This is a genomic window from Cellulosimicrobium sp. 4261 (genome assembly GCF_040546915.1).
Lineage (GTDB): Bacteria > Actinomycetota > Actinomycetes > Actinomycetales > Cellulomonadaceae > Cellulosimicrobium > Cellulosimicrobium cinnabarinum.
In genome coordinates, this window is the sequence record NZ_JBEPOQ010000004.1 from 92,516 (window position 1) to 119,368 (window position 26,853).

The window sequence follows — 26,853 nt, forward strand, 5'->3', positions numbered from 1 at the left end:
GGACCGCTCGGCCGGGCCTCGGCCGCGACCCGCAGCTACGGCGTCGCGGCGGGGACGGGCGTCCCCTCGTCCGCCGGGTCGTCCGCCGGGTCGTCCGTCGAGCCCTCCGCGGGGTCCGCCACGGCCGGGCGGACGTCGTGGTCCGCGGCGGACTCCTCGACCGGGACGCCCTGGGCGGCCGCCGCACGACGGCGGCGCACCACGAGCACGACCGCACCGGCGAGCGCCGCGACGACGAGCAGCACCGCGCCGATCCCCACCCACGGCGCGACGGCGGCGCGCGACGACGCGTCGTCGGCCGCGGCGGCGGCGTCGTCGAGGCGACCGGCGTCGAGCGCCGCGCGCGCGTCCGCGGTCGAGCCGTCGACGTCCAGCAAGAGGCGGCCGAGGTCGGCGAACGGGCCGCCGCCGGTGCTCGCGGCGACCGCGTCGCCGACCGTCCCGACGACCTCGACCGTGCGCGGCAGCACGGTCGCGAGCGCCGCGTACTCCTCGGCGGTGCGGGCGCCCTCGTACTGCGCGCGGACGGCGGCCGGGTCGGGCAGGCCCGCGTCCTCGGCGGCCTGCTGGACCTGGCCGGCGGTCGCGGCGGCGTCGGGCCCGATCGCCTCCCGAGCCGCGTCGGCGTCCGCGAACGCCCAGTCCGTCATCGCGGTGCGCAGCCCCGCGGGCGGGAGCCACGCGCCGTCGGCCGCGTCGAGGGCGACGTAGGCCTCGCGGGCCGGGCCCCGCGCGTCGAGCAGGGCGGTCTCCTCGGCGTCGGCGACCCAGGTGCGGTACGCCGCCTGGGCGTCGGGGACCTCGCCGCGCACCTCGACGAGGTCGAGGAAGCGACGACCGTCGGTGAGGCCGGGGCGCCCGGGCTCGCCGGGGGCGTCGTACGCGCTCTCCCCCGCGTACGCGGCCGCGACGAGCGACCCGAGCGCCTCGTCGTCGAGCCCGCCGACGAGCGCGGACACGGCGGTCCACGCCGCGGCGTACGCGTACTCCTCGGTGGCGTCGGTGCCGTCCTGCACGTCGACGTCCGCCCAGGCGACGAGCGGGAGCGCGTCCGCCGCGTCGCGCGCGGGGGCCGGGAACGTCTCGGTCGGGCCGCCGGTCTGCGCGGCCACGCGCTCCCCCACGACCTCGGCCAGACCCTCGGACACCCACCGGTCCACGAACCGGTCCCCGGCGAGCCACGCGTGCGAGAGCTCGTGGAAGAGCAGCCCGGCATCGAGGTCCTCGGGGATGACGATCTCGCCGGAGCCGCGGTCGAACCACGCGTACCCCAGCACCTCGGGCGACACGTCCTCGCGGATGCGCTCGAGGTTCCCCGGCCACGGCATCCCGACCACGCGCTCGAGCGCGGGCAGCCCGGCGGCGACCTGCTCCGCAACGAAGGCGCTCCACTCGGCGTCGCCCGGGAAGCTCTCGAGCACGAGCTCCGTCCCCGCCGCGTCGACCGTCGTCGTGTCCACCTGCGCCGGGTCCCGGAGCGAGACGAACGACCACGTGCCGAGGTCGTCGGTGCTCTCCGTCGCGCGGTGCGTCCGCGTCGTGCCCTCGAGGATCGGGGTGAACCCGTCCCACGTGCTGTCGAAGTCCATGGACGTCGGGGTGACGATCTCGACGGTGACCTGGCCCGGGTCCCCGGGCGCGCCGACGGCGAACGTCGCGTACCCCGGCCCGACGCGCGTGTACCCCTCCGAGCGGATCGGCTCGCCCGGGATCGTGTACGCCCACTCCACGGTCCGCTCGCGGCCGTAGTTGAGCGGCGAGAACGAGACCCGCGCGGCGCTCGTGGCCGGGTCCTCGGTCGGCTCGAGCGTCACGGGGAGCGTGGCGCCGCCGCTCGTCGCGGTGACGTCCGTCGCGCCCGCCGGCACGGGGATGCCGTAGGCGTCCCAGTAGTAGAAGTACTGGCCGCTGTCGGGCTGCTCGTTGCGCAGCGTGGTCGTCACCCGGACCCGGACCGGGCCGGTGCCGTCCACCTCGTAGCGCGTGTGCGACGTCTCGGACAGCCCGTCGGCCGGGTCCGCGCTCGCGACCGCCGGCACCCCCACCACGACCGCGCCCGCGAGCACGCCGACGAGCACGGCGCACGACGCCGTCCGCCCCGCACGCCGCCCGTCGCCGGACCCTCCTGAGACCACCCCTGCACCGCCGTCCTCGCCGAAGCGCACAGCCCGTCGCCCCCCGTTCGTCGGGACCGGTCGACGACGACCGGGACGGGGCACCGGCGGGAACTGTACCGGCTCCCGGGGACGCTCCCGGCCACGCCCGGGGCCGGTGCCGGGGCCGCCGTCGGACACCTCGTGGACACCTGGTCCTGGCACGCTGTGCGGGTGACCACCGCTCCCGGCCAGCCGTCGCTCGCCCGCCGTCTCGGCACGACGGACGCCGTCGTCGTCGGGCTCGCGTCCATGGTGGGTGCGGGCGTGTTCTCGGCGTTCGCGCCCGCCGCGGCCGCGGCGGGGACGGGCCTGCTCGTCGGGCTCGCCCTGGCCGCCGTCGTGGCGTACGCGAACGCGACGTCGTCGGCCCAGCTCGCCGCGCAGCACCCGACGTCCGGCGGCACGTACGTGTACGGGCGCGAGCACCTCGGCCCCTGGTGGGGCTACGTCGCGGGGTGGGGCTTCGTCGTCGGGAAGACGGCGAGCTGCGCCGCCATGGCGCTCGTCCTCGCCGCGTACGCCGCGCCGCCCGGGTGGGAGCGTCCCGTGGCCGCCGCGGCGGTCGTCGTGCTCACCGCGGTCGGCTACCGCGGCGTGACGCGCACGGCCCGCGTCGCGCGCGGGATCGTCGCGGTCGCGCTGCTCGCGATCGCGACCGCGGTCGTCGCGAGCCTCGCGGGGACGACGCCGCGGTGGTCCGCCGTCCTCGACCCCGGCGGCGCGCACGGCGGCTGGTACGGCGTCCTCCAGGCCGCCGGGCTGCTGTTCTTCGCGTTCGCCGGGTACGCGCGCGTCGCGACGCTCGGCGAGGAGGTGCGCGACCCGCGCCGCACCATCCCGCGCGCGGTGCTCGTGTCGCTCGGGACGGTCGTCGTGCTCTACGCCGTCGTGGCGGTCACGCTCCTCGCGGTGCTCGGGCCCGCGCGGCTCGCCGCGTCCGCCGCGCCGCTCGCCGACGCCGTCGCCGCCGGGTCGTGGTCGTGGGCGGGACCGGTCGTGAGCGTCGGCGCGGTCGCCGCGAGCGCCGGCGCGCTCCTCGCCCTGCTGGCCGGGGTGAGCCGCACGGGGCTCGCGATGGCCCGCACCGGCGACCTGCCGGGGTGGTTCGCCGCGGTGCACCCCGTGCACCGGGTGCCGCACCGCGCGGAGCTCGCCGTCGGGGCGGTGGTCGTGGCGCTCGTGCTCACGACGGACCTGCGCGGCGCGATCGGGTTCTCGTCGTTCGGGGTGCTCGTGTACTACCTCGTCGCGAACCTCTCGGCGCTGCGCCAGACCGCGCCGCACCGCCTCTACCCGCGTGCGCTCCCGGTGCTCGGCGCGCTCGGGTGCGTCGCGCTGGTCCTCACGCTCCCCGTCCCGAGCATGGTCGCGGGGGTCGTGGTGCTCGCGGTCGGCGTCGTCCTCCGGGCCGTGCGCGTCCGGTCGTAGCCGCGAGGTCGGCCCGCGCGTCGCCAGGTCGGCCCTCGGAGGGTCGACGTCGGGCGTGCGGGTCGATCTCGAGACACGGCGCACGCTGCTGCAAGAAGCGTGGCACCGGGGACAGGATCGAGGCATGAGGGGTCGCGAGCCCGTACGGATGTCGTCGACCGTCGCCGTCCTGGCGGTCGGTCTCGCCGCGGGCTGCGCACGGTGGTCGCGTACGAGCCCGACGGCGAGGGCTGGCGACTGCTCGACGCCGACGGCACGGTCGTCGCCGGGCTGCAGGTCGACGGCGCCCCGGCCCCGATCCCCGACGCCGCGGAGCACTTCGCGGAAGCCCCCGAGGTGACCGACGACGTGCGGGCGGCGTTCGACGCGCCCGCTGCGCTGCCGCGCGGCCTCGCGCCTGCGGAGGTGCGGGACCTCGTCGGGCGGTGGGAGCCGGCCGGGCGCTCCTCCACCGACCCGCACGTCGTCTTCCACGAGGACGGGACGTGGTCCGGCTCCGACGGGTGCAACGGCGGGGGCGGCGCGTGGACCCTGGACGACGGCGGTCGCCTGCTCGCGACCACGGGCCTCCAGACCCTGATCGGGTGCGAGGGCGAGAGCGTCCCCGGCTACGTCGCCTCGGCCGCCCGTGCCGGGCTGGACGACGGCCGGCTGGTGCTCGTCGGCCCGGACGGCACGGAGATCGCTCGCCTCGTCCGGGGCTGAGCCCCGCGCCGTCGCGAGATCGGCCCGCGCGTCCGAGATCGACCGTCAGGAGGTCGACCCGGCGACGGGCGGGCCGATCTCGGCGTCAGGACTCGGGCTCGGGCTCCGGGGGCGTGCCCGTGGCGTCGTCGGACTCGACGACGCGCGACGACTCGCCCTCCTCGCCCGCGGGCGGCAGGCCGCGCTCGTCGGGCTCGTAGTAGCGGCCGGTGTAGCGGGGGCGCAGGAAGTTCTCCGTGGTCAGCACGGCGTCGACCTCCTCGGCCGTGAGCAGGCCGTGCGCGACCACGACGTCGCGCACGGAGGCCCCGGTCCGGGCGGCCTCCGCGCCCACGAGGTCGCCGTTGCGGTGGCCGATGATCTCGTTGAGGTACGTGACGATGCCGATGGAGTCGAGCACGTGCCGGCGGCACACCTCGACGTTCGCCGTGATGCCCGTGACGCACTTGGTGCGCAGCGCGACGCACGCGTTGGTCAGCAGGTGCAACGACTCGAACATCGACTGCGCGAGCCCGGGCTCCATGACGTTGAGCTGGAGCTGCCCGGCCTCGGCGGCGTGCGTGATCGTCACGTCGTTGCCCATGACCTTGAAGCAGACCTGGTTGACGACCTCGGGGATGACCGGGTTCACCTTGGCGGGCATGATCGACGAGCCGGCCTGGAGCTCGGGCAGGTTGATCTCGCCGAGGCCCGCGCGCGGCCCCGACGACAGCAGGCGCAGGTCGTTGCAGATCTTCGACAGCTTGGCCGCGAGCCGCTTGAGCGCGGAGTGGACGGCGAGGTAGGCGCCGTTGTCGTAGGTCGCCTCGACGAGGTTCTCGGCCGGGACGGTGTGCAGGCCGCTCACCTCGGCGAGCCGGCGCGTCGCGACCTTCGGGTAGCCGGGCGGGGTGTTGAGCCCGGTGCCGATCGCGGTCGCGCCGAGGTTGACCTCGAGCAGCAGCTCGCCCGCGACCTCGAGCCGACGGATCTCCTCCCCGACGTTCACGGCGAACCCGGCGAACTCCTGGCCGAGGCTCATGGGGACCGCGTCCTGGAGCTGGGTCCGGCCCATCTTCAGGACGTCGGCGAACTCCGACGCCTTCTCGTCGAACGCGCGCTCGAGCCGCCGCACCTCGTGCTGGAGCCGCACGACGAGCTCGTGGACCGCGAGCCGGAACCCCGTGGGGTAGGCGTCGTTCGTCGACTGCGAGCGGTTGACGTGGTCGTTCGGGTTGATGACGTCGTAGCGGCCCTTGTCGAACCCGGCGAGCTCGAGCGCGAGGTTGGCGACGACCTCGTTGGTGTTCATGTTGACGCTCGTCCCGGCGCCGCCCTGGAACACGTCGACGGGGAACTGGTCGAGGCACCGGCCGTCGCGCAGGATCGCGTCGCACGCGGCGACGATCGCGTCGGCGACGTCGCGCTGGATGGTGCGCAGCTCACGGTTCGCGAGCGCCGACGCCTTCTTGACCATCACCATGCCGCGCACCATCTCGGGGACGTCGCTCACCGTCGTCCCCGAGATGCGGAAGTTCTCCATGGCGCGGACCGTGTGGACGCCGTAGTAGGCGTCCGCCGGGACCTCCTTCGGTCCCAGCAGGTCCACCTCGGTGCGTGTCCGTTCGCTCGACATGCCCCGACCGTAGCCCGGCCGCGCGCTCCCGCACGCCCGGGCGGCGCGTCAGCCCACCGGCTCGTACACGAACCGCTCGACGCGCACGGCGGACGCGCTCGGGCGGCCCTCGCTCGTCGCGTGCACGCCGAGCCAGAGCCCGAGGAACCCGCCCGCGGCGGCGCTGTCGAGCGTGCGCCCGTCGACCGTCGCGACGTCCACGACCGGCCCGCCCGCCGTCCCGGCGACGAGCCCGTAGTCCTGCCCGCGGACGCGCAGCCCGACGACGACCGGCTCCCCGGGGGCGGCGGTCACCGTCGTCTCCCCGACCACCGCGTCCGTGCCGCCGCGCCGGTGCACGACGACGACGCGCCGCTCGTCCCCCGGGCCGCCGTCGACGAGGAGCCGCACGTGGTCGTCCTCGGACTGCCGCACGACGACGCCCGCGCGCTCCCCCGCCACGGCCGGGGCCTGCAGGGTGACCGTCACGTCGACGTCGCGGTGCTGCTGGCGCACGCCGAGGAACGCGGGCGCGCCCGGCTCGGCGAGCGTCGTCGGGCGCACCGGGAGGTCCCAGCCCTCGCCCGCCGGGGTGGCGACGTCCCGCGGCAGGGCGCGCACCGCCGTCCAGCGCGGGTCGTCGGGGCGGACGACGCCGCTCGCCCCGCCCTGGACCTCCGTCCGGGGTGCCGGGCTCGCGAACGGGACCTCGACGGCGTCGGGCACGCGGCCCTCCCCGGGCGCGAGGACGGGCCAGCCGTCCTCCCACACGACCGGGACGAGGAACGTCTCGCGGCCGAGCGGGTAGTGGTAGCCGCCGTAGACGCGCATCGCGAGCAGCACGGCCCACCACGAGCCGTCGGGCGCCTCGACGAGGTCGGCGTGGCCCACGCCGACGACGTCCACGCCCCGCCCGAGGTGCCTGTGCGTGAGCACGGGGTTGGCCTTGTCGCCCTCGTACGGCCCCGTGACCGACGACGCGCGCGCGACGGACACCGCGTGGTGGAAGTCCGTCCCGCCCTCGGCCGCGAGCAGGTAGTACGTGCCGTCGACCTTGTACAGGTGCGGGCCCTCGGCCCACACGGCGCCGCGCACGGCCCCCGTCCACACCACGTGCTCGGGGCCGACGAGGGTGCACGTCGCAGGGTCGAGCTCGCGCACCCACACCTCGGTCTGGTGGAACCACTCCGGCTCGGGCGCGAGGCGCGTGCCGTGCAGCCAGACGCGGCCGTCGTCGTCGAAGAAGATCGACGGGTCGATCCCCGCGACCCGCTCGCCGTCCTCGTCGCGCAGCCACACCGGGTCGGACCACGGCCCGGCCGGGTCCGTCGCGGTCATGACGAAGTTGCCGCCGCGGGCGTCGTCGTCCGGGTCCACGAGCGTGCACACGAGCCAGAACGTGCCGTCGTGGTGCCGCAGCGTCGGGGCGAACAGGCCGCCCGACGACCGGATGCCGTCGTAGTCGAGCTGCCCCGACCGGTCGACGACGTCCCCGACGTGCTCCCACGTCGCGAGGTCGCGGCTGCGCAGCACCGGCAGGCCGGGCAGGTACTCGAACGTCGAGGTGACGAGGTAGAAGTCGTCGCCGACGCGGCACACCGACGGGTCGGGGTTGCACCCGGGCAGCACCGGGTTCTGGACGCGCGTCATGCGCGCTCCCCCGCCTCGACGCGTGCGGACACCTCGACGGCGACGAGCCGCTCGTCCGCGGCCGTGACCTCGTGCACGGGGCCCGTGACGGCGAGCGTCGCGCGCGCGGTCGCGGCGCCCGGCACCACGTGCCGCCGCGCGGCCGGCGCGGACTCGTTGACGATCGCGCCGCCGGTCGTCGACCCGAGGTCGCCCGCACCGGGGGCGGAGTCGACGGCCGCCGCGTGCGCGCCGACCCAGACCTCGACGTCGCCCGGCTCGACCACGCGCACGAGGCGGCGGTCGGAGAACGCGAGGCGCGTCGTCGGGACGCGGAACGTCACGCGGCGCGACTCGCCCGCGGCGAGGTCGACGCGCGCGTACCCGAGGAGCTGCGTGACGGGCCGCGGCACGGAGCCCACGACGTCGCGCGCGTAGAGCTGCACGACGTCCGCCCCGGCCACCGCGCCCGTGTTGGTCACGGTGACCGCGGCGCGGAACGTCCCGCCCGCGGCGACGGCCGCGTCGACCTCGAGGTCCGCGTACGCGAACCGCGTGTACGACAGCCCGAACCCGAACGGCCGCACCGGCGTCGGGTCGGTGGACGTCACGTCGGACGGCCCGCCGAGCACCGGGTGGAGGTAGGTGTACGGCTGCGCGCCGCCCGCGCGGGGCAGCGACACGGGCAGGCGGCCCGACGGGTTCACCGCGCCGACGAGCACGTCCGCGACGGCGCGCCCGCCCTCCTCGCCGGGGAAGAAGCCCTGCACGACGGCGGCCGGCACGCCGCCGCGCGACGACGCCGCGTCGAGCGCCCAACCGATCGCGTAGGGGCGGCCGGTGAGCAGCACGAGCACGACCGGCGTGCCCGTCGCGACGACCTCCTCGACGAGCCGCCGCTGCACGCCCGGCAGCTCGAGCGACTCGACGTCGTTGCCCTCGCCGACGGTGCCGCGCCCGAACAGCCCGGCCTCGTCCCCCACGACGACGACCGCGACGTCCGCGTCCCGCGCGGCGTCGACCGCGGCCGGGATCTCCGTGACGTCGTCGCCCTCGACCGCGCACCCGCGCACGTACGTGACGTCGGTCCCCGCCCCGGCGAGCGCGTCGCGCAGCGACTCGAGCACCGTCGGCAGCTCGATGCCCGCCGGGGTGCCCGGGTGGTGCGCGAGCACGTGGTTGACGAACGAGTAGCAGCCCATGAGCGCCTCGGCCGAGTCGGCGTCCGGCCCGACGACGGCGACGCGCCGCGGGGCGGCCGGCGCGCCGGCGGCCCCGGGCCGCACGAGCGGGAGCACGCCGTCGTTCGCGAGCAGCACGAGCGACTCCTGCGCGAGGCGGCGCGCGGTCGCGCGCTGGCGCGGGGTGTCGAGGTCGACGGCGGTCGGCGGCTCGTCGGCGTAGGCGCCGGGGTCGAGCAGGCCGAGCTCCTCCTTCTGGGTGAGCAGGCGCAGCACGGCGCGGTCGACCCACGCCTCGTCGAGCGCCCCCGACCGCACGCGCTCGGCGAGCGGCGCGAGGTACGCGTCGCCCGTCGGCAGCTCGACGTCCAGGCCCGCCCGGAGCGCCTGGGCCGCCGCCTCGCCGCGGTCGGCCGCGACGCGGTGCATCACCTCGAGGAACGCGACGCCGAAGTAGTCGGCGACGACGACGCCGTCGAACCCCCAGCGCCCGCGCAGCACCTCGGTGAGGTGCTCGGTGCTCGCGTGCAGCGGGACGCCGTCGACGTCGACGTACGACGCCATGACGGACCGGGCGCCGCCGTCGCGCACCGCCATCTCGAACGGCGGGAGGTAGACGTCGGCGAGCTCGCGCGGGCCCGCGCTCACGGGCGCGTGGTTGCGCCCCGCGTGGGAGCCCGAGTACCCGACGAAGTGCTTGAGCGTCGCGTGCACGCCCGCGTCCTGGAGACCGCGCACGTACGCCGTGCCGACCGTGCCGACGAGGTACGGGTCCTCGCCGACGCACTCGTCGACGCGCCCCCAGCGCGGGTCGCGCACGACGTCGAGCACGGGCGCGAGGCCCTGGTGGACGCCGAGCGTGCGCATCGACTCCCCGACCTCGCGCGCCATCTCCTCGACGAGGTCCGGATCGAACGACGCGCCCCACGCGAGCGGCGTCGGGTACGTCGCGGCCTGCCACGCGGCGAGGCCCGTGAGGCACTCCTCGTGCACGATCGCCGGGATCCCCAGCCGCGTCTCGGTCCGCAGCCGCCGCTGCTCCGCCCACAGCCACGCCGCGCGCTCCGCCGGGTCGACGGGGCGCGTGCCGTACACGCGCGTGTAGTGCCCGATCCCGTGCTGCGTGATCTCCGCGAGCCGGCCGCCGTCGGCCTGGCCCGCCGTCATCTCCGACTGCATCGGGGCGACGGTGCCGTTCTGGTCGAGCCAGTAGCCGACGAGCTGCGCGAGCTTCTCGTCGAGCGTCATGCGGGCGTGGAGCGCGCGCACGCGCCCGGAGACGGTGGGCATCTGCGGGGGTGCGGGGCGCGGGGTCGGCGCGGGGTCGGTGCCCGGGGTCGGGCTGCCGAGGGGTGCCGTCGGGACGGCAGGGACGACGTCGGTCACGGGACCGTTCTCCTTCGGTGGTGGCCCCGTCCCGCGCACGGCGCGGGACGGGGCAGGGTGCGGACGGGCGTGGTCAGCCCTTCACGGCGCCGGTGAGGCCGCCGACGATGCGCCGCTCGAACAGCGAGAAGAAGACGAGCGCGGGGATCATCGACAGGGACGTGAAGGCGAGCACGCGGGCGGTGTCCACGGAGTACTGCGACGCGAACGCCTGCACGCCCAGCGGGAGCGTGTACGACGTCTCGTCGTTGAGGATGAAGAGCGGGAGCATGTAGCTGTTCCAGCTCGCGACGAACGCGAGGATCCCCACGGTGATGACGCCCGGCAGGGACAGCGGCACGACCATCCGGAAGAAGAAGCCGAGGCGGCTCGCGCCGTCGATCGACGCGGCCTCCTCGATCTCGCGCGGGATGGCGCGCAGGAACGGCACGAGGATGATGACGGTCGTCGGGAGGGCGAACGCGATCTGCGGGAGCACGAGGCCGCCCACGGAGTTCATCAGCCCGAGCGAGCGGATCATGATGTAGAGCGGCGTGATCGCGACCGTCATGGGGAACATCAGGCCCGCCGCGAACAGCGCGTAGAGCGCCCCGCGCCCCACGAACGAGTAGCGCGCGATGACGTAGCTCGCCATGAGGCCGAGCACCACGACGCCGAGCGTCGTCAGGAGCGCCGCGACGAGCGAGTTCCCGAGCTGCTGCCAGAACAGCGAGCTCGACAGGACCTCGACGTAGTTGACGACCTGCCACGGGTCGGGCAGGCCCGACGGGTCGGCCGTGATCTGCGCGTTGGTGCGGAACCCGCCGACGACGATGTACGCGATCGGCGCGAGGCACACGCCCACGAGCAGCCACGCGACCACGTAGGTCAGCGGGCCGCCCCGGCCGATGCCGGAGCCGCGCGGCTCCTTCGGGGTCTTGACGCCGGCGGCACGCTCGGGCGCGGGTACGGCGGTGACGGTGGCCATCACTTCTTCCCTTCCGTGATCGCGCCCTCGGTGTCACGGCGCAGGACGTACCGCTGGTACACGAGCGCCACGGCGAGGGAGATGAGGAACAGGACGACCGCGACCGCGCTGCCGTACCCGTAGTTCCCCGCGTTGCGGCCGTTCGCGACCATGTACGTCGCCATGGTCGACGTGCCGGCCGTCGAGGCCACGTACTGGCCCCAGATGATGTAGACGAGGTCGAACAGCTGGAGCGAGCCGATGATCGACAGGAACGCCCAGATCCGGACCGTCGGGCCCAGCAGCGGGAGCGTGACGTAGCGCTGCGCCTTCCAGTACGACGCACCGTCGATCGCGGCGGCCTCGCCCAGCTCGTCGGGGATGCCCTGGAGGCCCGCGAGGAAGAGGATCACGGCGAAGCCGATGTACTTCCACGTGATGATGAGCAGCAGGGTCCAGATCGCGACGTCGGGGTCGGCGAGCCAGTCGACCGAGAGGAACCCGAGGCCGATCTTCTCCAGCAGGTCGTTCACGGCGCCGGTCGTCGAGAGCATGAGGCTGAACCCCGTGCCGACGATCACCTCGGACACCACGTACGGCACGAACACGAGCACGCGGACCACCGAGCGGCCGCGCATGCGCCGGTTGAGCATGAGCGCGACGACCACCGCGACCGGGCCCTGGAGCACGAGCGACATGAGCACGATGAACCCGTTGTGCCGCAGCGCCGCGAGGAACTCGGGGTCGCGGAAGATCGTGAGGTAGTTCTCGAACCCCACGAAGTCCGTCGGCGGGCCGAAGCCCTTCCACTTGAAGAACCCGTAGTACGCCGCCATCAGCACGGGGACGATGACGAACGTGAGGAAGACGACGAGCGCCGGCCCGGCGAGCACCGCGATCTCGGCTCGCTGGCCCCAGCGGCCGCGGCGCGGGCGGCGGGCCCGCGCCGCGGCGGCCGGGGGCGGCCCTGCCACGGCGCCAGCGCCGCCCCCGGCCCGGTCCTCGGGCGTCGTCGTGCTCGGCGAGGTCTCGCCCTGGGACACGGTCATGGCTCCGGCTACTCCTTGGCCGCTGCGGCGTTCGTCGTGTCGACGATGTCCTGCGGCGTGCCCTTGCCGGCGAGCAGGTTGACCACGGAGGTGTTGAGCGCGTTGCCGACGTTCTGCCCGAACAGCGTGTCCAGCCAGACGGTGACGTACGGCGCCTCGTTGTAGGCCTCGAGGATCGAGACGAGCGCGGGCTCCGTCACGACGCCCTGCGCCTCCTTGCTCGCGGGCAGGGTGTGGAACGCGGTGGCGTACGCCTCCTGCGACTCCTTCGACATGATGAAGTTGAGGAACTCCGCGCACTCGGCGGGGGCCTGGGCCGAGCAGGAGAAGCCGTCGACGCCGCCCATCATGGCGCCGGGCTCGCCGTCACCGCCCTCGACCGCCGGGAACGGGAACCACTGCAGGTCCGCGAGCGGCTTCTCGTCCGGCGTGAGCGACGCGATGACGCCGGGGTTCCACGCGCCCATGAGCTCCATGGCCGCCTGGTGGTTCGCGATGAGGCCCGCGGACGAGCCCGCGCCCTGCTGCGCGGAGGTCGTGAGGAAGCCCTGGTTGAAGGGCTCGGTCTCGGCGAAGGCCTGGAGGTCCTCGCCGGCCTTGAGCCAGCACGGGTCGTCGAAGCTGCGCTCGCTCGCCGCCGTGTTGATGGTGTCCTGCGAGCACTCGCGCAGGGCGAAGAAGTAGTACCAGTGGGCGGCCGGCCACGCGTCCTTCGCGCCCAGCGCGATCGGCGCGACGCCCGCCGTCTTGAGCTGGTCGACGACGCCCTCGAGCTCGTCGACCGTCGTCGGGTTCGCCGTCACGCCGGCCTGCTCGAACAGGTCCTCGCTGTAGTAGACGCCGCCCGGCAGGATCGAGACCGGCATCCCGTAGACCTTGCCGTCGACCGTGAAGGCGCTGAGCGCCGCGTCGCCCACGGCCTCGCGCGTGGTGTCGTCGATCGCGTCGGTGAGGTCCATCGCCTGGCCGGCCTCCACGACGTCGGCCAGCTTGCCGCCGCCGCGCGCCATGAAGATGTCGGGCGCGTCGCCCGAGTTGAGGGCCGTCTGGAGCTTGCCGTCCATGTCCTCGTTCTGGATGGCCTGGATCTCGATCGTGACGCCGGGGTTCGCCTCCTCGAACGCCGCGACCGTCTCCTCCCAGTAGGCCTTGCCCTCACCGGTCGTGGAGTTGTGCCAGAAGGTCATCGAGACCGAGCCGTCGTCCGAGCCGGAGTCGCCTCCGCCTCCGCAGGCCGTGAGCACGAGCGTGCCCGCCAGGGCGACGGCGGTCGCCGTCAGGAGCTTTCGAGCCTTCATCGTTCCGTCCTCTTCGTCGAGTCGCACCGGGGCGCACGCTGCCTCGAGCGCGCCGGGCCGCCACCGCTGTGGGGCCGCCGGTAGCGACTCTGGCAGCCGCGACCCGGTCGTGTCAATCGTTATCGATAACGTTTTACATACGACGTGGCACGGGCCTCCGACGGCGCCCGCCAGGGGCTACTGTCATCCCCATGCGCTCCACGGGAAGAGTCACGATCGGCGACGTCGCGCGCACCGCCGGCGTCTCCGTCGCGACCGTCTCCAAGGTGATCAACGGTCGCTACGGCGTCGCGCCCGAGACCTCCCGCCACGTCCAGGCGGTCATCGACGACCTCGGGTACGAGTCGTCGATCGTCGCGAGGAGCCTGCGGAGCAGCAGGACCAACGTCATCGGGATCCTCGTCGCCGAGTTCGAGCCGTTCTCGACCGAGCTCCTCAAGGGCATCTCCGAGGCCGTCGACGGGACCGGGTACGAGCTCCTCGCCTACTCCGGCGGGCTGCGCCGCGACGACCGCGTCGGCTGGGAGCAGCGCTCCCTGTCCCGCCTCGGTGGCACCCTCATCGACGGCGCCATCCTCGTCACGCCCACCGTCGTCGCGCCCGGCAGCTCGATCCCCGTCGTCGCCGTCGACCCGCACCGCGGCCCGTCCGACCCCCCGACCGTCGACTCCGACAACCTCGCCGGCGGCCGCACCGCGACGCAGCACCTCCTCGACCTCGGCCACCGCCGCATCGGCTTCCTCGCCGGCCGCCCCGACCTCGAGTCCGCGCGCCTGCGCGAGCAGGGGTACCGCGAGGCGCTCGCCGACGCGGGCATCGCCTTCGACCCCGACCTCGTGCGCGTCGGCGGCTACCGCCCCGACCTCGCGGACTCCCCCGCGCACGAGCTCCTCTCGCTCCCCGAGCGTCCCACCGCGATCTTCGCCGCCAACGACCTGTCCGCGATCCGCACCATGGAGGTCGCCGCCGAGCTGGGCCTCCGCGTGCCCGACGACGTCTCCGTCATCGGCTTCGACAACGTGCCCGAGTCCGCGCTCACCACCCCGCCCCTGACGACCGTCGACCAGCCCATCCACCGCATGGGCACCGAGGCCCTGCGGCTCATCGTCGATCTCGTCGAGGGCCGGACGCGCGAGCCGCACGTCCGCCTCCCCACGACCCTCGTCGTCCGCGGCACCACCCGCGCCGTCTGACCCATCGGCCCGCAGGACGGCGCCGCCATCGCGCGGGAGAGCCGTGGTCCCGCGAGGTAGAGCCCTGGTCGGCCGAGGTAGAGGCGAGGTCCCGCCGAGGTAGATCCGTGGTCCCACGGGGTAGAGCCCTGGTCGGCCGAGGTAGAGCCCTAGTTCCGCGGTAGAGCCGTGGTCACACCCGACGCCGCGGGCTCGCCGCAGCATCCAGGCTGGCCGTGCCCGACGTCGGCCGGGCACCCGGGGCGGCCAGGTCGCCCGTCGGGACCGGGGGTGGGCCGACCAGGTCATCCGGGCAGCGCGAGCAGGCGGTTCCGGCGCGTCCGTCGGCCAGGACGCACCCGATCCACCTGCTCGGCACGACGGCGGTCGGTCCGCGCCCGGCGACCGTGGCGCCGCCGCGGGAGGTCGCCCGGGCGGTTCTCGCCTGCGAGAACACGAAAGGCGGGGCGACCCCCGCCGTCGGCCCGGCGACCCGGGCTCTACCTCGCGGGACCACGGCTCTATCCCGCGAAGCCAAGGCCCTACCTCGGCGGGGCGGCGGCGTTGGAATCCTGGGCGCCCCGTCGTCGTTATGTCACCAGTACCACTGTCGACAGACCTTGAGGAGGTCAGGTGGCCCGCCTCGCACGCCGCGTCCAGGTCGAGAACGACTTCGGCGAGATCATGCACTACGACCGTCACACCGGCGGTGGCTTCGTGTCGCCGCACGCCCGCGTCCCCGAGTCCGTGCCCGTCGGGTGGGGCACCTACGTCGAGAAGGGCGCCGTGGTGGGCCACGGCTGCCGGCTCGGCGACGGCACCTGGATCGACCGGGACGTCGTCCTCGGCCGCGACGTCCGCGTCGGCGACAACGTCCGCATCGCCCCCGAGGCACGCGTCGGCGACCGCGCCCGCGTGGGCAGCGGCGCGCGCGTCGGGCGCCGGGTGCTCGTGGAGGCCGGCGCCGTCGTCCCGCCGGACGAGATCGTGCCCGACGACGCGACCGTCCGCCGCCGGGGCGGCCTCCGCTCCGGGTACGACGTCGCCGCGTAGCCCCACCTCTCCCGGCGGGCCCCACCACCACGGGCCGACGGGCGTCGTCCGCCACGGCGTCCCCGGCGACGCCTCCGAGCGCGCCGCGTCGCGCGGCGCGCCGGGCGGACGCCTTCCCGCGCCGCCCGCCGGGTGCGTAGCCTTACCGCCCGTGACCTTCCCGCCGCACGGCCCGGCCGTCCCCCCGCCCCAGCAGCCGCCGCACCCGCTGGGCCCGGCGGGTGCCGCCGTCCCGCTCGACCCGCGCGCCGTGCTCGAGGGCCGGCCGCCGGGCCGCGCGCGCGTCGGCGCCATCGTGACGATCGCCGTCGCGAGCCTGTGCCTGCTCGTGGGCCTCGTGCTCGCGGCGCTGTCCGGGGTGGGCACGTTCACGGTCGGGCTGCTGCTCGCGCTCGTGCCGCTGGGCATCTGGGTGCCCGTCGTGCTCGCGCTCGACCGCCTGGAGCCCGAGCCGCCGAGCGCGCTCGTCGTCGCGTTCCTCTGGGGCGCGGGGATCGCGACGCTCGTCGCGGGGATCCTCAACACGCTCGGCCTCGAGCTGCTCACCGCGCCGCTGTTCGGCGAGGAGGTCGGCTGGTACGTCGTGGCGTCGTTCGGCGCGCCGTTCGTCGAGGAGATCCTCAAGGGCGCGGTGCTGTTCGGGATGCTCTGGTTCCGGCGCCACGAGATCGACGGCTGGACCGACGGCGTGATCTACGCCGCGATGGTCGCGCTCGGGTTCGCGGCGGTCGAGAACGTCACGTACTTCATCATGGCCGCGCAGGACGGCACGCTCGGCCCCACGTTCGTGCTGCGCGCGATCGTCACGCCCCTGCTGCACCCGCTGTGCACGGCGCTCACGGGCCTCGGCGTCGCGAGCGCGGCCACGAGCCCGCCCGGGCCGCGCCGCGTGCTCGCGCCGCTCGGCGGTCTCGCCGCGGCCATCGCCCTGCACATGCTGTGGAACGCCTCGACCGGCTTCGGCCCGCTCGCGCTCGGGATCGCGTACCTCGCCGGGCTCGGGGTGCTGGTCACGCTGGTCGTCCTGCTCGTCCGGGACCGACGCCGCACGGTCGCGACGATCCGGCGCCAGCTCGTCCCGTACGTGCCGACGGGCCTCGTGACGCCCGCCGACCTCGCGATGCTCTCGACGCTCGCCGCTCGCCGTCAGGCGCGCGACTGGGCGCGTCGCACCGGTGGCGCGGGGGCCGCGCACGCGATGCGCGACTACCAGCAGGCCGCGACGGAGCTCGCGCTGCTCCACGACCGGGTCGAGCGCGGCGCGGTCGAGGCGTGGCGCGTCGAGGGGCAGCGGCGCGCGCTGCTGCAGCTCATGCTCACGGCGCGCCAGGCGTTCCTGGTGCGGGCTCCGCAGCCGCCGCCGGCGCCGTGGTCGCCGGGTGCGCCGTCGGGGTTCACGTCCGGCGCGTGGGCGCCGGGAGCCGGCCTGCGGTAGCGGACCGTCCGCCGCGCGGCGGGGTGCGGATGACGAGCACCGCGTCCACGGGCGCGCCGTCGAGCGCACGGTAGGAGTGCTCGGCGTCCGACACCCAGCGCAGGCCGTCCCCCACGGTCACCACCGCCTCGGCACCACGACGGCCCGCGCGCACGCGGCCGGAAGTCACGAGCAGGTGCTCGACGACGCCCGGCCCGTGCGGCGGCGACGTGCGGTCCGCGGACGCCGCGAGGTGCAGGTGGTAGACCTCGACGGCCGTGCCGTCGGGCAGGTGGTGGGCGTCGAGGAGGCGGGCCCGGACGCCCTCGGACGACACCTCCGAGCCCGGCCGCTCGGCGAGGAGCGTCGCGAGCGGGACGCCGAGCGCCCCGGCGAGCGCGTAGAGCGTCGCGAGCGTGGGGTTGCGCGCGCCGTGCTCGATCTCGGAGAGCGAGCCCTTGCCGACGCCCGCCGCCGCCGCGAGCGCCGACAGCGACAGCCTGCGCTCGGCCCGCAGCGCCCGGATCTGGGCGGCGACCGCGGCGAGGGTCTCGTCCCCGCGGCGGTCCGACGGCGCGGGGGCGCCACCGCCCGGGCCGTCGTCCGACCCTGCGCTCGCCCCCGTGCTCGCCCGCGCTCCCCCGTCGCTCACGCGCGGCAGCCTACCGGCAGCGTCGCGGGCCGCTCTGGTAACGTTCCGCGAACAGAACGGCTCGGCACGTCCGCTGGAGCAGCATGGAACCCGACCCGGAGCGCCTGCGCCCCGTCCTCGCCGGGCTCGTCACGGCCCTCGTCGGCTTCACGAGCTCGTTCGCCGTCGTGCTCGCGGGCCTGCGCGCCGTCGGCGCCACGCCCGACCAGGCCGCGTCCGGGCTGCTCGCCCTGTGCGTGACGCAGGCCGTCGGCATCCTCTGGCTGACGACGCGCCACCGCACCCCGCTCACCCTCGCCTGGTCCACGCCCGGGGCCGCGCTGCTCGTCAGCACGGGCGCGGTCGCGGGCGGCTGGCCCGCCGCGGTGGGCGCGTTCTGCGTCGTCGGCGGGCTCGTGCTGCTCACCGCGCTCTGGCCGCGGCTCGGCGACCTCGTCGCCGCGATCCCCACCCCGATCGCCCAGGCGATGCTCGCGGGCGTCCTGCTCACGCTGTGCCTCGCGCCCGTCCGCGCGTTCGTCACGACGCCGCTGCTCGTCGCGCCCGTCGTGCTCACGTGGCTCGTGCTGCTGCGGGTCGCGCCGCGCTGGGCCGCGCCGGCGGCGCTCGCGGTCACGCTCGCGATCGTCGGGTACGAGGCCGTGGGGAGCGGCAGCGTCGCCTGGGCCGACGCCGTCCCCCGCCTCGACCTCACCGCCCCGACGCTGTCGTGGCAGGCGGTCGTCGGGCTCGCCGTGCCGCTCTACGTCGTGACGATGGCGTCGCAGAACGTCCCGGGCGTCGCGGTCATGGCCTCGTTCGGCTACCGCGTGCCGTGGCGCGAGACCATGACCGTCACCGGCCTCGCGACCCTCGCGGGCGCCGCTGCGGGCGGGCACGCGATCAACCTCGCGGCGATCTCCGCCGCGCTCGCGGCGGGCCCCGAGGCGCACCCCGACCCCCGACGGCGATGGGTCGCCGCGCACACCGCGGGATGGGCCTACCTGGTGCTCGCCGTCGGCTCGGCCGGGCTCGCCGCGCTGGTCGCGGCCGCGCCCGCCGGGCTCGTCGAGGCGGCCGCCGGCCTCGCGCTCGTCGGGACGCTCGGCGCCGCCGTCGCGGGCGCGGTCGCCGAGCCACGAGGCCGTGAGGCGGCCGTCGTGACGTTCCTCGTCGCCGCGAGCGGGACGGTCGTCGCGGGCATCGGCGCCGCGTTCTGGGCCGTGCTCGCGGGCCTCGCCGTCCACGCGGTGCTCACCGTGCGCCGTCGGGCACGCACCCCCGCCACCCCCGAGGCGGCACCCCGACAGCGCGAGGTAGAGCCCCGGTAGCGCGAGGTAGAGGCGTGGTCGTGACCACGCCTCGACCTCGGCGGACCGGGGCTCTACCTCGGCGGGACGACGGCGCCCGTCGGCTCGTCCGTCGGGTGCGGCCCGAGGACGGGCAGGTTGTCGCGGAAGACGTTCGTCGGGTCCACGCGGCGCTTGACCTCGCGCAGCCGCTCCAGGGTCGCGGGCGGGAACGCGTCCGTCACCCGCTCGGTGCGCAGGTCGGTGTCGAAGCTGAGGTACATGCCGTCGAACAGGTCGGCGAGCGCGTCCCACCGCGCGTCGAGACGGGACCGGCTCGCCCCCATCGCGACGACCGAGAAGTTCGCGGATCGGTGCGCGTACGCCGTCGCGTCGGCGGGGACGTCCGACGCCGCACCGCCCGTCGAGCGGATCTGGAAGAAGTACGTGTCCCCGCTGGCGACGAGGCCCGCGAGCCGTGCCGACGCCTCCGGCGTGAGGTGCTCCAGCAGCCCGGACCGCGACACGGGCTCGCCCTGCCCGCCGTGCGGGCCGGGCGGGGGCGCGGAGACGACGGCGTCGTACGGCACGATCTGCGCCGTCGCCCGGGCGAGCAGCGGGGAGATCGCCGCGAACGGCTGGAGCCGCGCGAGGACGGTGTCCGGTTCGTCCGAGTCGACCATCGTCATCGACTGCGCGACGACGGGCTGCCCGGGCCGCGGCCGCCCGACGACGAGGAAGCTCGTCGTGTCCCGCGGCGAGGCCTCCACCGTGGCGCCCCAGCGCTCGAGGAACCCGGCGAGGTCCGACGCGTCGTGCACCATCTGCGCGAACCCCACCGCGGACACCTCGTCCGCGACGAGCTCGAACGACGTGACGATCCCGACCTGCGCCCCGGCGCCGCGCACGGCCCAGAACAGGTCCGCGTTCTCGTCGTCGCTCGCGCGCACGACCGAGCCGTCCGCGAGGACGACCTCGACCGCGCGCACGTGGTCGATCGTCAGGCCGTGCGCCCGGCCGAGGAAGCCGATGCCGCCCGCCGTCGCGAGACCGCCCACCCCGACACCGCCGGAGTCGCCCGACGTGATCGCCCAGCCGCGCGGCGCGAGCGCCGCGGCGACCCCGCCCCAGCGCGCGCCCGGACCGACGCGCACGAGGCGCGCGGCGTCGTCGAGCACCTCCACCTGGTCGAGGGCGGCGAGGTCGAGGACGATGCCGCCGTCGTTCGTGGAGCGCCCGCTGATGCCGTGCCCGCCCGAGCGGACGGACAGCGGCACCCGGCGCGTCACCGGCTGGGCGCGCGCGAACGCGAGCGCCTCGACGACCTCCGCGGTGTCGCGCGGGCGCAGCACGAGGCCCGGCGAGCCACCGCGCAGGTAGTTCGAGCGCACCCCCGCGTACGCGGCGTCGCCCGGCTCGACGGCGCGCTCCGCGAGCGCGGCGGGGACGTCGTCGTACGCGATCCCGTCGCGACGCGCGGCCCGCACGGCGAGCGGCACGACGCGCGACGTGTCGGTGCCCCGCTCCGCGCGCGCGGCGTCGACGGCGTCGCGCAGGGCGGGCGCGACCTCCTCCGCGAACCGGCGGGTGGTGCGTTCGTCGTCGGTCGCGAGGATCAGCGTGGAGACGCCCTCGTCGAGGACGAGCGGCAGGAGCCGCTCGACCCAGGCCGCGGGCGGCCCGGAGAGGTCGGGGGCGCCCCCGAGGCCGGACGCCTCCGGGACCGCGTCGAACGTGCCCGACACGTTGAGCAGGCGCGTCACCTCGCGCGGGTCGCGCCCGACGGCGGCCGCCGCCTCGTCGATGCGCGCGTTGCCCGCGCGCAGCCCGTCGAGGCCCGCGCGGCCCAGCGACGGGAGCCAGCCGTCGGCCTTCTCCCCCACGAGGCGCAGCATCCGGGGGCCGAGCGCGCCCAGCCAGAGCGGGATGCGGCGCGTGGTGCCCGGGCCGGGCGTCGCGCCGTCGAGCCGGTGGTGCCGACCGGGCACGAACAGCTCGCCGTCGCCGTCCTCGCCCCAGATCGCCCGGATCACGTCGATCGCCTCGGCGAGCGCGTCGACGGACTCCCCCGGCGTGAGCCGGCGCGTGCCCATCGCCGCCATGGCGTCCCAGAAGGCCCCCGCTCCGAGGGCGAGCTCGACGCGACCGTCGGAGAGCAGGTCGAGGCTCGCCGCCGCGCGCGCCAGGACGGCGGGCGGGCGCATCGGGACGTTGACGACGTCGGGCGCGACGTGGATGCGCTCCGTCGCGGACGCGACGTACGACAGCAGCGTCCACGTGTCGAGGAAGCGCGGCTGGTACGGGTGGTCCTGGAAGGTCACGAGGTCGTAGCCGGCGTCCTCCGCGAGGCGCGCGAGCCCGACCGTCGCCTCCGGGTCCTGCGCCGACGGCGTGACGAACGTGCCGAACCGGAGCGGGTGGCCGTAGTCGGTCATGCGCGGGCCCCGCCGTCGGTCGGTCCGACCGGTGCCGCGCCGCCGGTCGTGCCGCGGGCCGCGGCGACGAGCTCGCGCGCCGCGGGCGCGACCTCCTGGCCCACGACGGCGAGCGTCGTCGGGTCGCCGCCGCCGATGATCCACGTGGACACGCCGTGCTCGAGCGCCACCTCCGCGACCTGCTCGGCCCACTGCCGCGGCGACCCCTGGAGGAACCCGGCGCCGCCGTCGGCGGTGAACCGCCCGCCGACGTTGAGGAGCCGACGCACCGCGCGCGGATCGCGGCCCGCCTCCTGCGCGGCGGCGTCGATCGTCGCGTTGCCCTGCGCGAGCGCCTCGAAGCTCTGCAGGTACGCGAGCGACGGGAGCCAGCCGTCGGCCTGCGCACCGACGAGGCGCAGCATGCGGGGCTTGAGCGCCCCGACCCAGATCTCGACGTCGTGCGCGGGGGCGGGACCCCGCTTGGCGCCGTCGACGTGGTGGTACGCCCCGCCCACGTCCAGGCGCTCGCGCGTGGACGTGTCCCACAGCCCGCGGATGACGTCGATGCCCTCGGAGAGCGCGTCGACGGACTGCCCCGGCGTGAGTCGCTCGCCGCCCATCGCGACGATCGGGTCCCAGAACCCGCCCGCGCCGAGGCCGAGCTCGACGCGCCCGCCCGACAGCCGGTCGAGGCTCGCGACGGCGCGCGCGAGCACGGCCGGCGGGCGCAGCGGCAGGTTGAGCACGTTGCCCGCGAGGCGGATGCGCTCGGTGCGCGCCGCGACCCACGACAGCAGGGTCCAGGTGTCGAGGAACGCCGCCTGGTACGGGTGGTCCTGGAAGGTCACGAGGTCCAGGCCGACCTCCTCGGACAGCTGCGCGAGCGCGACCGCCTGCTGCGGCGCTGCGGCGGTGGGCGTGACGAAGGACCCGAAGCGCAGGTCGTGGCCGTAGTCGGGCATGGCTCCTCGCGATCTCAAGATACGTTGTTGAGCAGAACATATCGAGAACAGATAGGTGGTGCAACCGCATTCCCGCGGTACCCTGAGCGGATGAGCACGAGCGCGACGACCGCCGCACCCACCGGCCCGGCCGAGCTCCCCGGCCGCCTCGAGGACCTCGGCTGGCACCTCGGCGTCCTGCTGCGCGCCTACCGCGCGACCGTCGAGCAGGCGCTCGACGACGTCCCGCACGGCACGCGCGGCTACCAGGTCCTCGTGACCGTCGCGCAGGGCGACCACCCCACGCAGCTCGCGCTCGCCGAGCACCACGGCATCGACCGCACCGTCATGACGTACCTCGTCGACGACCTCGTCGCGTCCGGCCTCGTCGAGCGGCAGCAGAACCCCGCCGACCGCCGCGCCCGCCGCGTCGTCGCGACGCCCGAGGGCCGCCGTCGTCTCGCGGGGTGGGCCGCCGCCGTGCACGACGCCGAGGAGCAGCTCCTCGACATGCTCGCGCCCGACGAGCGCGGCACCTTCCGCACCCTCATGCGCCGCGTCGCGTGCGACCTCCGCGACATCGACGCCGGCACCGACCCGTGCACCGTCGCCGAGCACACCCTCCGCGGCACCACCACCCCGCCCAGGTAGAGGCAGGGCCCGCCGAGGTAGAGCCAGGGTCCGCCGAGGTAGAGCCGTGGTGCGCCTCGCGCGCAACCACGGCTCTACCTCGCGTGACCGAGGCTCTACCTCGCGCGACTACGGCTCTACCTCGCGTGACCGGGGCTCTACCTCGGCCGACCGGGGCTCTACCTCGCGGGGCGGGGGGCTACCTCGGGAGGGGGTCCGCGGCGGTGGGTGACGCGTCGGCGTCGGCGAGGGCGGCGTCGGTGCCCTCGGGGTCCCGGCCGCGCAGGGGGTAGAACCAGAAGCACACGAAGGCCAGGGCGGCGATGAGGGCGGGGACGCCGCCGAGCAGGAGGCGCACGCCCGTCGCGACGCCGTCCGGCTGCACGACGTCGCCCGTGCCCTCGACGTACCCGCTCGCGGAGAGCACGGCCGCGACGAGGACGGCCTGCACGATCACGGACCCGCGCACGACGAACCCGTTCGCGCCGAAGTACATGCCCTCGCGGCGCAGACCGGTACGACGCTCGTCGTCGTCGATGACCTGCGCGAGCGCGACCTCGAGCACCTGCATGAGCCCGGCCACGCCCACGCCGACGGCCAGGCCCGCGAGCGCGGCGCCGAGCACGGTGGTCGGCACGAGGTAGAGGCACGTCGCGAGCCCGTACACGGCGACGACCCACAGCATCGTGGAGCGCGGGCCGATGCGGCGCACGACCCACGACCACCCGACGATCGCCGGGATGGCCGCGACGAAGATCGGCGCGAGGAGGAACGTCGCGTCGGCCTCCGCCCCGCCGAGCACGTAGCGCACGTAGAACGGCACGGCGGCGAGCACGATCGCGGTGGTGCTCTGGAGCAGCAGCGACCCGAGCACGTAGGTGACGAACGCACGGTTCGCGAACGTGTAGCGCAGCTGGGCGCCGAGCCCGACGGCGGCCTCGCGCTCGCGCACCGCCTCCACGTCGACGGGGCGCTCGACCATGCCGGCGAGGGACCACGCGAAGAACCCGAGGCTCACGACGGCGAGCAGCAGCGCCATCCACGTCCACCCGAGCGTCCCGTACAGCAGCGGGGCGCCGGCGGTGCCGAGGATCATGCCGACGAGACCGAAGATCTGGCGCGGCGCGTTCCCGCGGGCGCGCTCCGCCGTCGTGCGGAAGATCTCGGGGAACAGCGCGGAGACGTTGAGCACGACGACGACGTACGCGACGTCGTACACGGCGACGACGACGAGGAACCACACGACGAGCCCGGTGGGGCTCAGCGCGGGCGGCACCCACACGAGCGCGAACGCGACGACGAGCGGCACGACGCCGAGCCCGATCCACGGCACGCGGCGGCCCCAGCGGGTACGGCGCCGGTCGGAGGCCGCGCCGACGAGCGGGTTGAGCACCGCGTTGAGGATGCCGTGCGCGACCATGGCGCCCGCGACCCAGCCGGCGGGCACGCCGAGGTGGTCGACGTAGAAGTAGACGACGAACGCGGAGAACGTCTGGAGCAGCAGGTTCGCGGGGAACGCGGACGCGCCGTAGGCGACGGTCTGCGCACGCGTGGCCGCGCCCACCAGGCGGCGGTCCCGCACGCGGGCCAGCAGCCCTCCGGTCGGCGCCCCTCCGCTCGGCGCCGTGCCCGACGGCGTCCCGGCCGGCGCGCTCATCGCTCGCCCCGCTGGACCGCGCGCAGGTCGCGCCAGCCGACGCGGACGAGGCCTTCCTCGGCCACCACGGCCGCGACCGCCGGGTCGGCGAGGAGGCGGCGCTCGAACCCGCGCTTCGGCGCGGCATAGTCGGCGACGTCGCCGAGCTCGTCGTCGTCGAGCATGGGGTGCAGGTAGATCTCGGTGACGCCGGACGGCACGCGGCGCAGCAGGTCGAGGAAGCCGTCGCGGACGTCCTCGTAGCCCTCCGCGTCGTCCGTGCCCTCGCCGGCGAGCTCGAACGGGTGCGTCCACAGGCGGTCGACGAGCACGACCCCGAGCGCGTCGGCCGCCGCGGTCGCCTCGTCGAGGAGCGGCTGGAAGTCGCCGGGCGGCAGGAGCATCCCGTCGGTCGTGCGCGGCAGGCGGAACGGCAGCCCGTGCCGGGCCGCGAGCTCGAACACCTGCGGCAGGAACGAGCGCCCCGTCTCGAGCCCGTAGACCGAGCCCATGTGGTTGTCGAGGTGCGAGACGTCGACCCCGGCGGCGAGCGCCGCGTCGAGCTGCGCCGCGAGCTCGGCCGCGACGTCCTCGGCGCGCGCCCGCTGCTCGACGGTGCGGACGTCGCGCGGGAAGTACCCCGCGGCGTCGACGAGCGAGGTCCCCGCCCCCGTGAGGGGCCGCCACCGGTAGCGCGTCCACTCGCTCGTGAGCACGAGGTGGACGCCGACGTCGACGGGGTGCGCCGCAGCGAACGCGAGCGCGTCCGGCGCCCAGCCGCACGGCACCATGACGGTCGCGGAGTCGAGGTGCCCCGCGAGGAGCAGCTCGGAGATCGCGCGGTTCGCCGCCCGGCACATGCCGTAGTCGTCGGCGTTGAGGATCACGGCGCGCGCGTCGCCCGCGAGGCCCAGCCGGGACACCATGTCCGACGGCGGCCCGCCCGCCGCGGGCGTCGTCACGACGCGGCCTCCGCGTGCTCGTCGTCGGCCTCGCCGCTCTCGCCCGGTGCGGAGTGGGCCGCGGCGGCGCGGAACACCTCGTCGCGCAGGGCGTCGCTCGCGGACCGGGCCGCGCCCACGACGACGGCGTCGCTCGAGAGCTCCGACGGGACGACCCGCACGGGCAGCACGGCCAGCTTCTCGCCGAGGAACCGCTGCACGCGCTCGGCGATCGGGGGGCGCGCGGCGTGGTTGGTGAGGACGAAGAGCTCCGGCTCGACGACGAGCGCGACGGCCGCCGCCACGACGCCGATGCGCTCCGCGACCTCGTCCAGCACGTCGCCGGACGCGCCGTCGCCCTGCGCTGCGCGGTCCACGATGTCCTTGACCGCGATGTCGTCCGGGAGGCCGTTCTCCTTGGCGATCGCCGCGATCGACGACGCCCCGAGCGTCTCCGAGCCGAGCGACCGGCCGGGGTGCGGGAGGAACGACACCTCGCCCGCGCCGCCCGCCGCGCCGCGGTGCAGACGGCCGTCGAGGACGAGACCGGCGCCGAACCCGTCGCCGAGCCCCAGCACGACGAACGTCCGGACCCCGGCCGCGACGCCGTCGCGCTGCTCCGCGATCGCCGCGAGGTTGAGGTCGTTCTCGAGCGTCACCGGGCAGCCGAGCGCGTCGACGAGGGCGTCGTGGAGGTCCGTGCCGCCCTTCTCGAAGCCCGGCACCCGGCGGATCGTCGCGTGGTCCGGGCTGACGATCGACGGCACGGCCGCGACGGCGCGCGTCACCTCGACGCTCGCTCCCTCGGGCAGCCGGGCCTCGACGTCGGTGATGCACGCACGCGCGAGCTCGGCCGCGGCGCGGGCGCGCGCCGTCGGGGTCGGCCGGACGTCGCGCCGCTCGGCGCGGGCACGGACCGCTCCCGTGACGTCGACGAGCGCGACCCGCACGCGGTCGCGCGCGACGTCGATCCCCAGCCCGAACGCGTAGTCCGGGTCGACCCGGTACAGCGTCGCGGCCGGGCCCCGACGGTCCCGGTCGAGTCCCGCCTCCGTGACGACGCCCGTCGCCTCGAGCGCGCGCAGGGTCTGCGCGACGGTCGTCTTCGACAGACCGGTCGCCGCGACGACGTCGGGGCGCGCGACCTGCGCTCCGGTGCCGAGCACGTCGAGCACGGCGCGCGCGTTGAGGGTGCGCAGGAGGGCGGGGGTTCCGGCGGGAGTGGTGTCCATCTGGTCTCCGTCGAGCAGTGGGTGGTCGAGCGGACATGTCCGGTCCGAGCAGGTAGGGCGGGAAGTTCCCTACCCGCCGGAGACTAACCGCGCCGTCTGCGGTTGTCGACGGCGACCGCCGCGCG

At 75.6% G+C, this 26,853-nt stretch carries 20 protein-coding genes; 7 read left to right on the forward strand and 13 right to left on the reverse strand.

Annotated elements, in window-relative coordinates; all coding sequences use genetic code 11:
• Nucleotides 1-35 precede the first annotated feature (35 nt).
• Nucleotides 36-2,135, reverse strand: a complete 2,100-nt coding sequence (locus tag ABIE39_RS06735) for a hypothetical protein (RefSeq protein WP_354050994.1) — start codon at nucleotides 2,133-2,135, stop codon at nucleotides 36-38.
• Between the two features lie 192 nt (nucleotides 2,136-2,327).
• Here ABIE39_RS06735 and ABIE39_RS06740 point away from each other — a divergent pair, with 192 nt between their 5' ends.
• Together ABIE39_RS06740 and ABIE39_RS06745 are read left to right on the forward strand one after the other, a co-directional pair.
• Nucleotides 2,328-3,584, forward strand: a complete 1,257-nt coding sequence (locus tag ABIE39_RS06740) for an APC family permease (protein ID WP_354050996.1) — start codon at nucleotides 2,328-2,330, stop codon at nucleotides 3,582-3,584.
• A 201-nt stretch (nucleotides 3,585-3,785) separates the two neighbouring features.
• Nucleotides 3,786-4,289: an META domain-containing protein gene (locus tag ABIE39_RS06745; protein WP_354050998.1), complete on the forward strand. Its 504-nt coding sequence runs from the start codon at nucleotides 3,786-3,788 to the stop codon at nucleotides 4,287-4,289.
• An 85-nt stretch (nucleotides 4,290-4,374) separates the two neighbouring features.
• Here ABIE39_RS06745 and aspA read toward each other — a convergent pair whose 3' ends face one another.
• The 6 genes from aspA to ABIE39_RS06775 all read right to left on the reverse strand — a co-directional run bounded on the left by aspA (nucleotide 4,375) and on the right by ABIE39_RS06775 (nucleotide 13,372).
• On the reverse strand, nucleotides 4,375-5,904 hold the full coding sequence (gene aspA / locus ABIE39_RS06750; protein ID WP_502914838.1) for an aspartate ammonia-lyase: 1,530 nt from the start codon (nucleotides 5,902-5,904) through the stop codon (nucleotides 4,375-4,377).
• 48 nt (nucleotides 5,905-5,952) lie between these two features.
• Entirely contained in the window at nucleotides 5,953-7,533 is a 1,581-nt protein-coding gene (locus ABIE39_RS06755) for a glycoside hydrolase family 43 protein (protein WP_354051000.1), read from the reverse strand.
• Complete coding sequence (locus tag ABIE39_RS06760) at nucleotides 7,530-9,983, reverse strand: beta-xylosidase/alpha-l-arabinosidase (RefSeq protein WP_354051236.1); 2,454 nt, start codon at nucleotides 9,981-9,983, stop codon at nucleotides 7,530-7,532. The genes ABIE39_RS06755 and ABIE39_RS06760 overlap by 4 nt, the downstream gene beginning before the upstream one ends.
• 169 nt (nucleotides 9,984-10,152) lie before the next feature.
• Nucleotides 10,153-11,046 (reverse strand): carbohydrate ABC transporter permease, encoded by an 894-nt coding sequence (locus ABIE39_RS06765; RefSeq protein WP_021482535.1) that lies wholly within the window; start codon nucleotides 11,044-11,046, stop codon nucleotides 10,153-10,155.
• A complete protein-coding gene (locus tag ABIE39_RS06770; protein ID WP_108050371.1) occupies nucleotides 11,046-12,074 on the reverse strand; it encodes a carbohydrate ABC transporter permease in 1,029 nt (342 codons plus the stop codon). The genes ABIE39_RS06765 and ABIE39_RS06770 overlap by 1 nt, the downstream gene beginning before the upstream one ends.
• Nucleotides 12,075-12,082: 8 nt before the next feature.
• Complete coding sequence (locus ABIE39_RS06775) at nucleotides 12,083-13,372, reverse strand: extracellular solute-binding protein (protein ID WP_175009307.1); 1,290 nt, start codon at nucleotides 13,370-13,372, stop codon at nucleotides 12,083-12,085.
• Nucleotides 13,373-13,563: 191 nt separating this feature from the next.
• On the opposite strand from ABIE39_RS06775, the gene ABIE39_RS06780 reads away from it, so the two are divergent.
• The 3 genes from ABIE39_RS06780 to ABIE39_RS06790 all read left to right on the forward strand — a co-directional run bounded on the left by ABIE39_RS06780 (nucleotide 13,564) and on the right by ABIE39_RS06790 (nucleotide 17,032).
• Entirely contained in the window at nucleotides 13,564-14,565 is a 1,002-nt protein-coding gene (locus ABIE39_RS06780; RefSeq protein ID WP_074803276.1) for a LacI family DNA-binding transcriptional regulator, read from the forward strand.
• Between the two features lie 612 nt (nucleotides 14,566-15,177).
• On the forward strand, nucleotides 15,178-15,597 hold the full coding sequence (locus ABIE39_RS06785; RefSeq protein ID WP_034652356.1) for an LbetaH domain-containing protein: 420 nt from the start codon (nucleotides 15,178-15,180) through the stop codon (nucleotides 15,595-15,597).
• A gap of 151 nt (nucleotides 15,598-15,748) precedes the next feature.
• Nucleotides 15,749-17,032, forward strand: coding sequence for a PrsW family intramembrane metalloprotease (locus ABIE39_RS06790; RefSeq protein WP_354051003.1), 1,284 nt, complete (start codon nucleotides 15,749-15,751; stop codon nucleotides 17,030-17,032).
• Here ABIE39_RS06790 and ABIE39_RS06795 read toward each other — a convergent pair.
• Nucleotides 16,992-17,663: a helix-turn-helix domain-containing protein gene (locus tag ABIE39_RS06795; protein WP_354051005.1), complete on the reverse strand. Its 672-nt coding sequence runs from the start codon at nucleotides 17,661-17,663 to the stop codon at nucleotides 16,992-16,994. The two genes, ABIE39_RS06790 and ABIE39_RS06795, sit on opposite strands and share 41 nt — an antisense overlap.
• An 83-nt stretch (nucleotides 17,664-17,746) precedes the next feature.
• On the opposite strand from ABIE39_RS06795, the gene ABIE39_RS06800 reads away from it, so the two are divergent.
• Entirely contained in the window at nucleotides 17,747-18,973 is a 1,227-nt protein-coding gene (locus tag ABIE39_RS06800; protein ID WP_354051007.1) for a benzoate/H(+) symporter BenE family transporter, read from the forward strand.
• Nucleotides 18,974-19,026: 53 nt separating this feature from the next.
• Here the strand turns inward: ABIE39_RS06800 and ABIE39_RS06805 are convergent, their stop codons facing one another.
• Nucleotides 19,027-21,366, reverse strand: a complete 2,340-nt coding sequence (locus ABIE39_RS06805; protein ID WP_354051009.1) for an LLM class flavin-dependent oxidoreductase — start codon at nucleotides 21,364-21,366, stop codon at nucleotides 19,027-19,029.
• Nucleotides 21,363-22,310 carry an LLM class flavin-dependent oxidoreductase gene (locus ABIE39_RS06810; RefSeq protein WP_354051011.1) on the reverse strand — a complete coding sequence of 316 codons (948 nt, stop codon included), beginning with the start codon at nucleotides 22,308-22,310 and terminating at the stop codon, nucleotides 21,363-21,365. Before ABIE39_RS06810 ends, ABIE39_RS06805 begins: the two co-directional genes overlap by 4 nt.
• Nucleotides 22,311-22,400: 90 nt before the next feature.
• Between ABIE39_RS06810 and ABIE39_RS06815 the strand changes: the two genes are divergently transcribed.
• Nucleotides 22,401-22,940 carry a MarR family transcriptional regulator gene (locus ABIE39_RS06815; RefSeq protein ID WP_175009312.1) on the forward strand — a complete coding sequence of 180 codons (540 nt, stop codon included), beginning with the start codon at nucleotides 22,401-22,403 and terminating at the stop codon, nucleotides 22,938-22,940.
• A 178-nt stretch (nucleotides 22,941-23,118) separates the two neighbouring features.
• Here ABIE39_RS06815 and ABIE39_RS06820 read toward each other — a convergent pair whose 3' ends face one another.
• From ABIE39_RS06820 to ABIE39_RS06830, 3 genes are read right to left on the reverse strand one after another with little or no spacing between them, the layout of a single operon-like run.
• Complete coding sequence (locus ABIE39_RS06820; RefSeq protein WP_354051013.1) at nucleotides 23,119-24,576, reverse strand: MFS transporter; 1,458 nt, start codon at nucleotides 24,574-24,576, stop codon at nucleotides 23,119-23,121.
• Complete coding sequence (locus tag ABIE39_RS06825; protein ID WP_354051014.1) at nucleotides 24,573-25,517, reverse strand: ChbG/HpnK family deacetylase; 945 nt, start codon at nucleotides 25,515-25,517, stop codon at nucleotides 24,573-24,575. Before ABIE39_RS06825 ends, ABIE39_RS06820 begins: the two co-directional genes overlap by 4 nt.
• Nucleotides 25,514-26,728, reverse strand: coding sequence for an ROK family transcriptional regulator (locus tag ABIE39_RS06830; RefSeq protein WP_354051016.1), 1,215 nt, complete (start codon nucleotides 26,726-26,728; stop codon nucleotides 25,514-25,516). The genes ABIE39_RS06825 and ABIE39_RS06830 overlap by 4 nt, the downstream gene beginning before the upstream one ends.
• Between the last annotated feature and the right edge of the window lie 125 nt (nucleotides 26,729-26,853).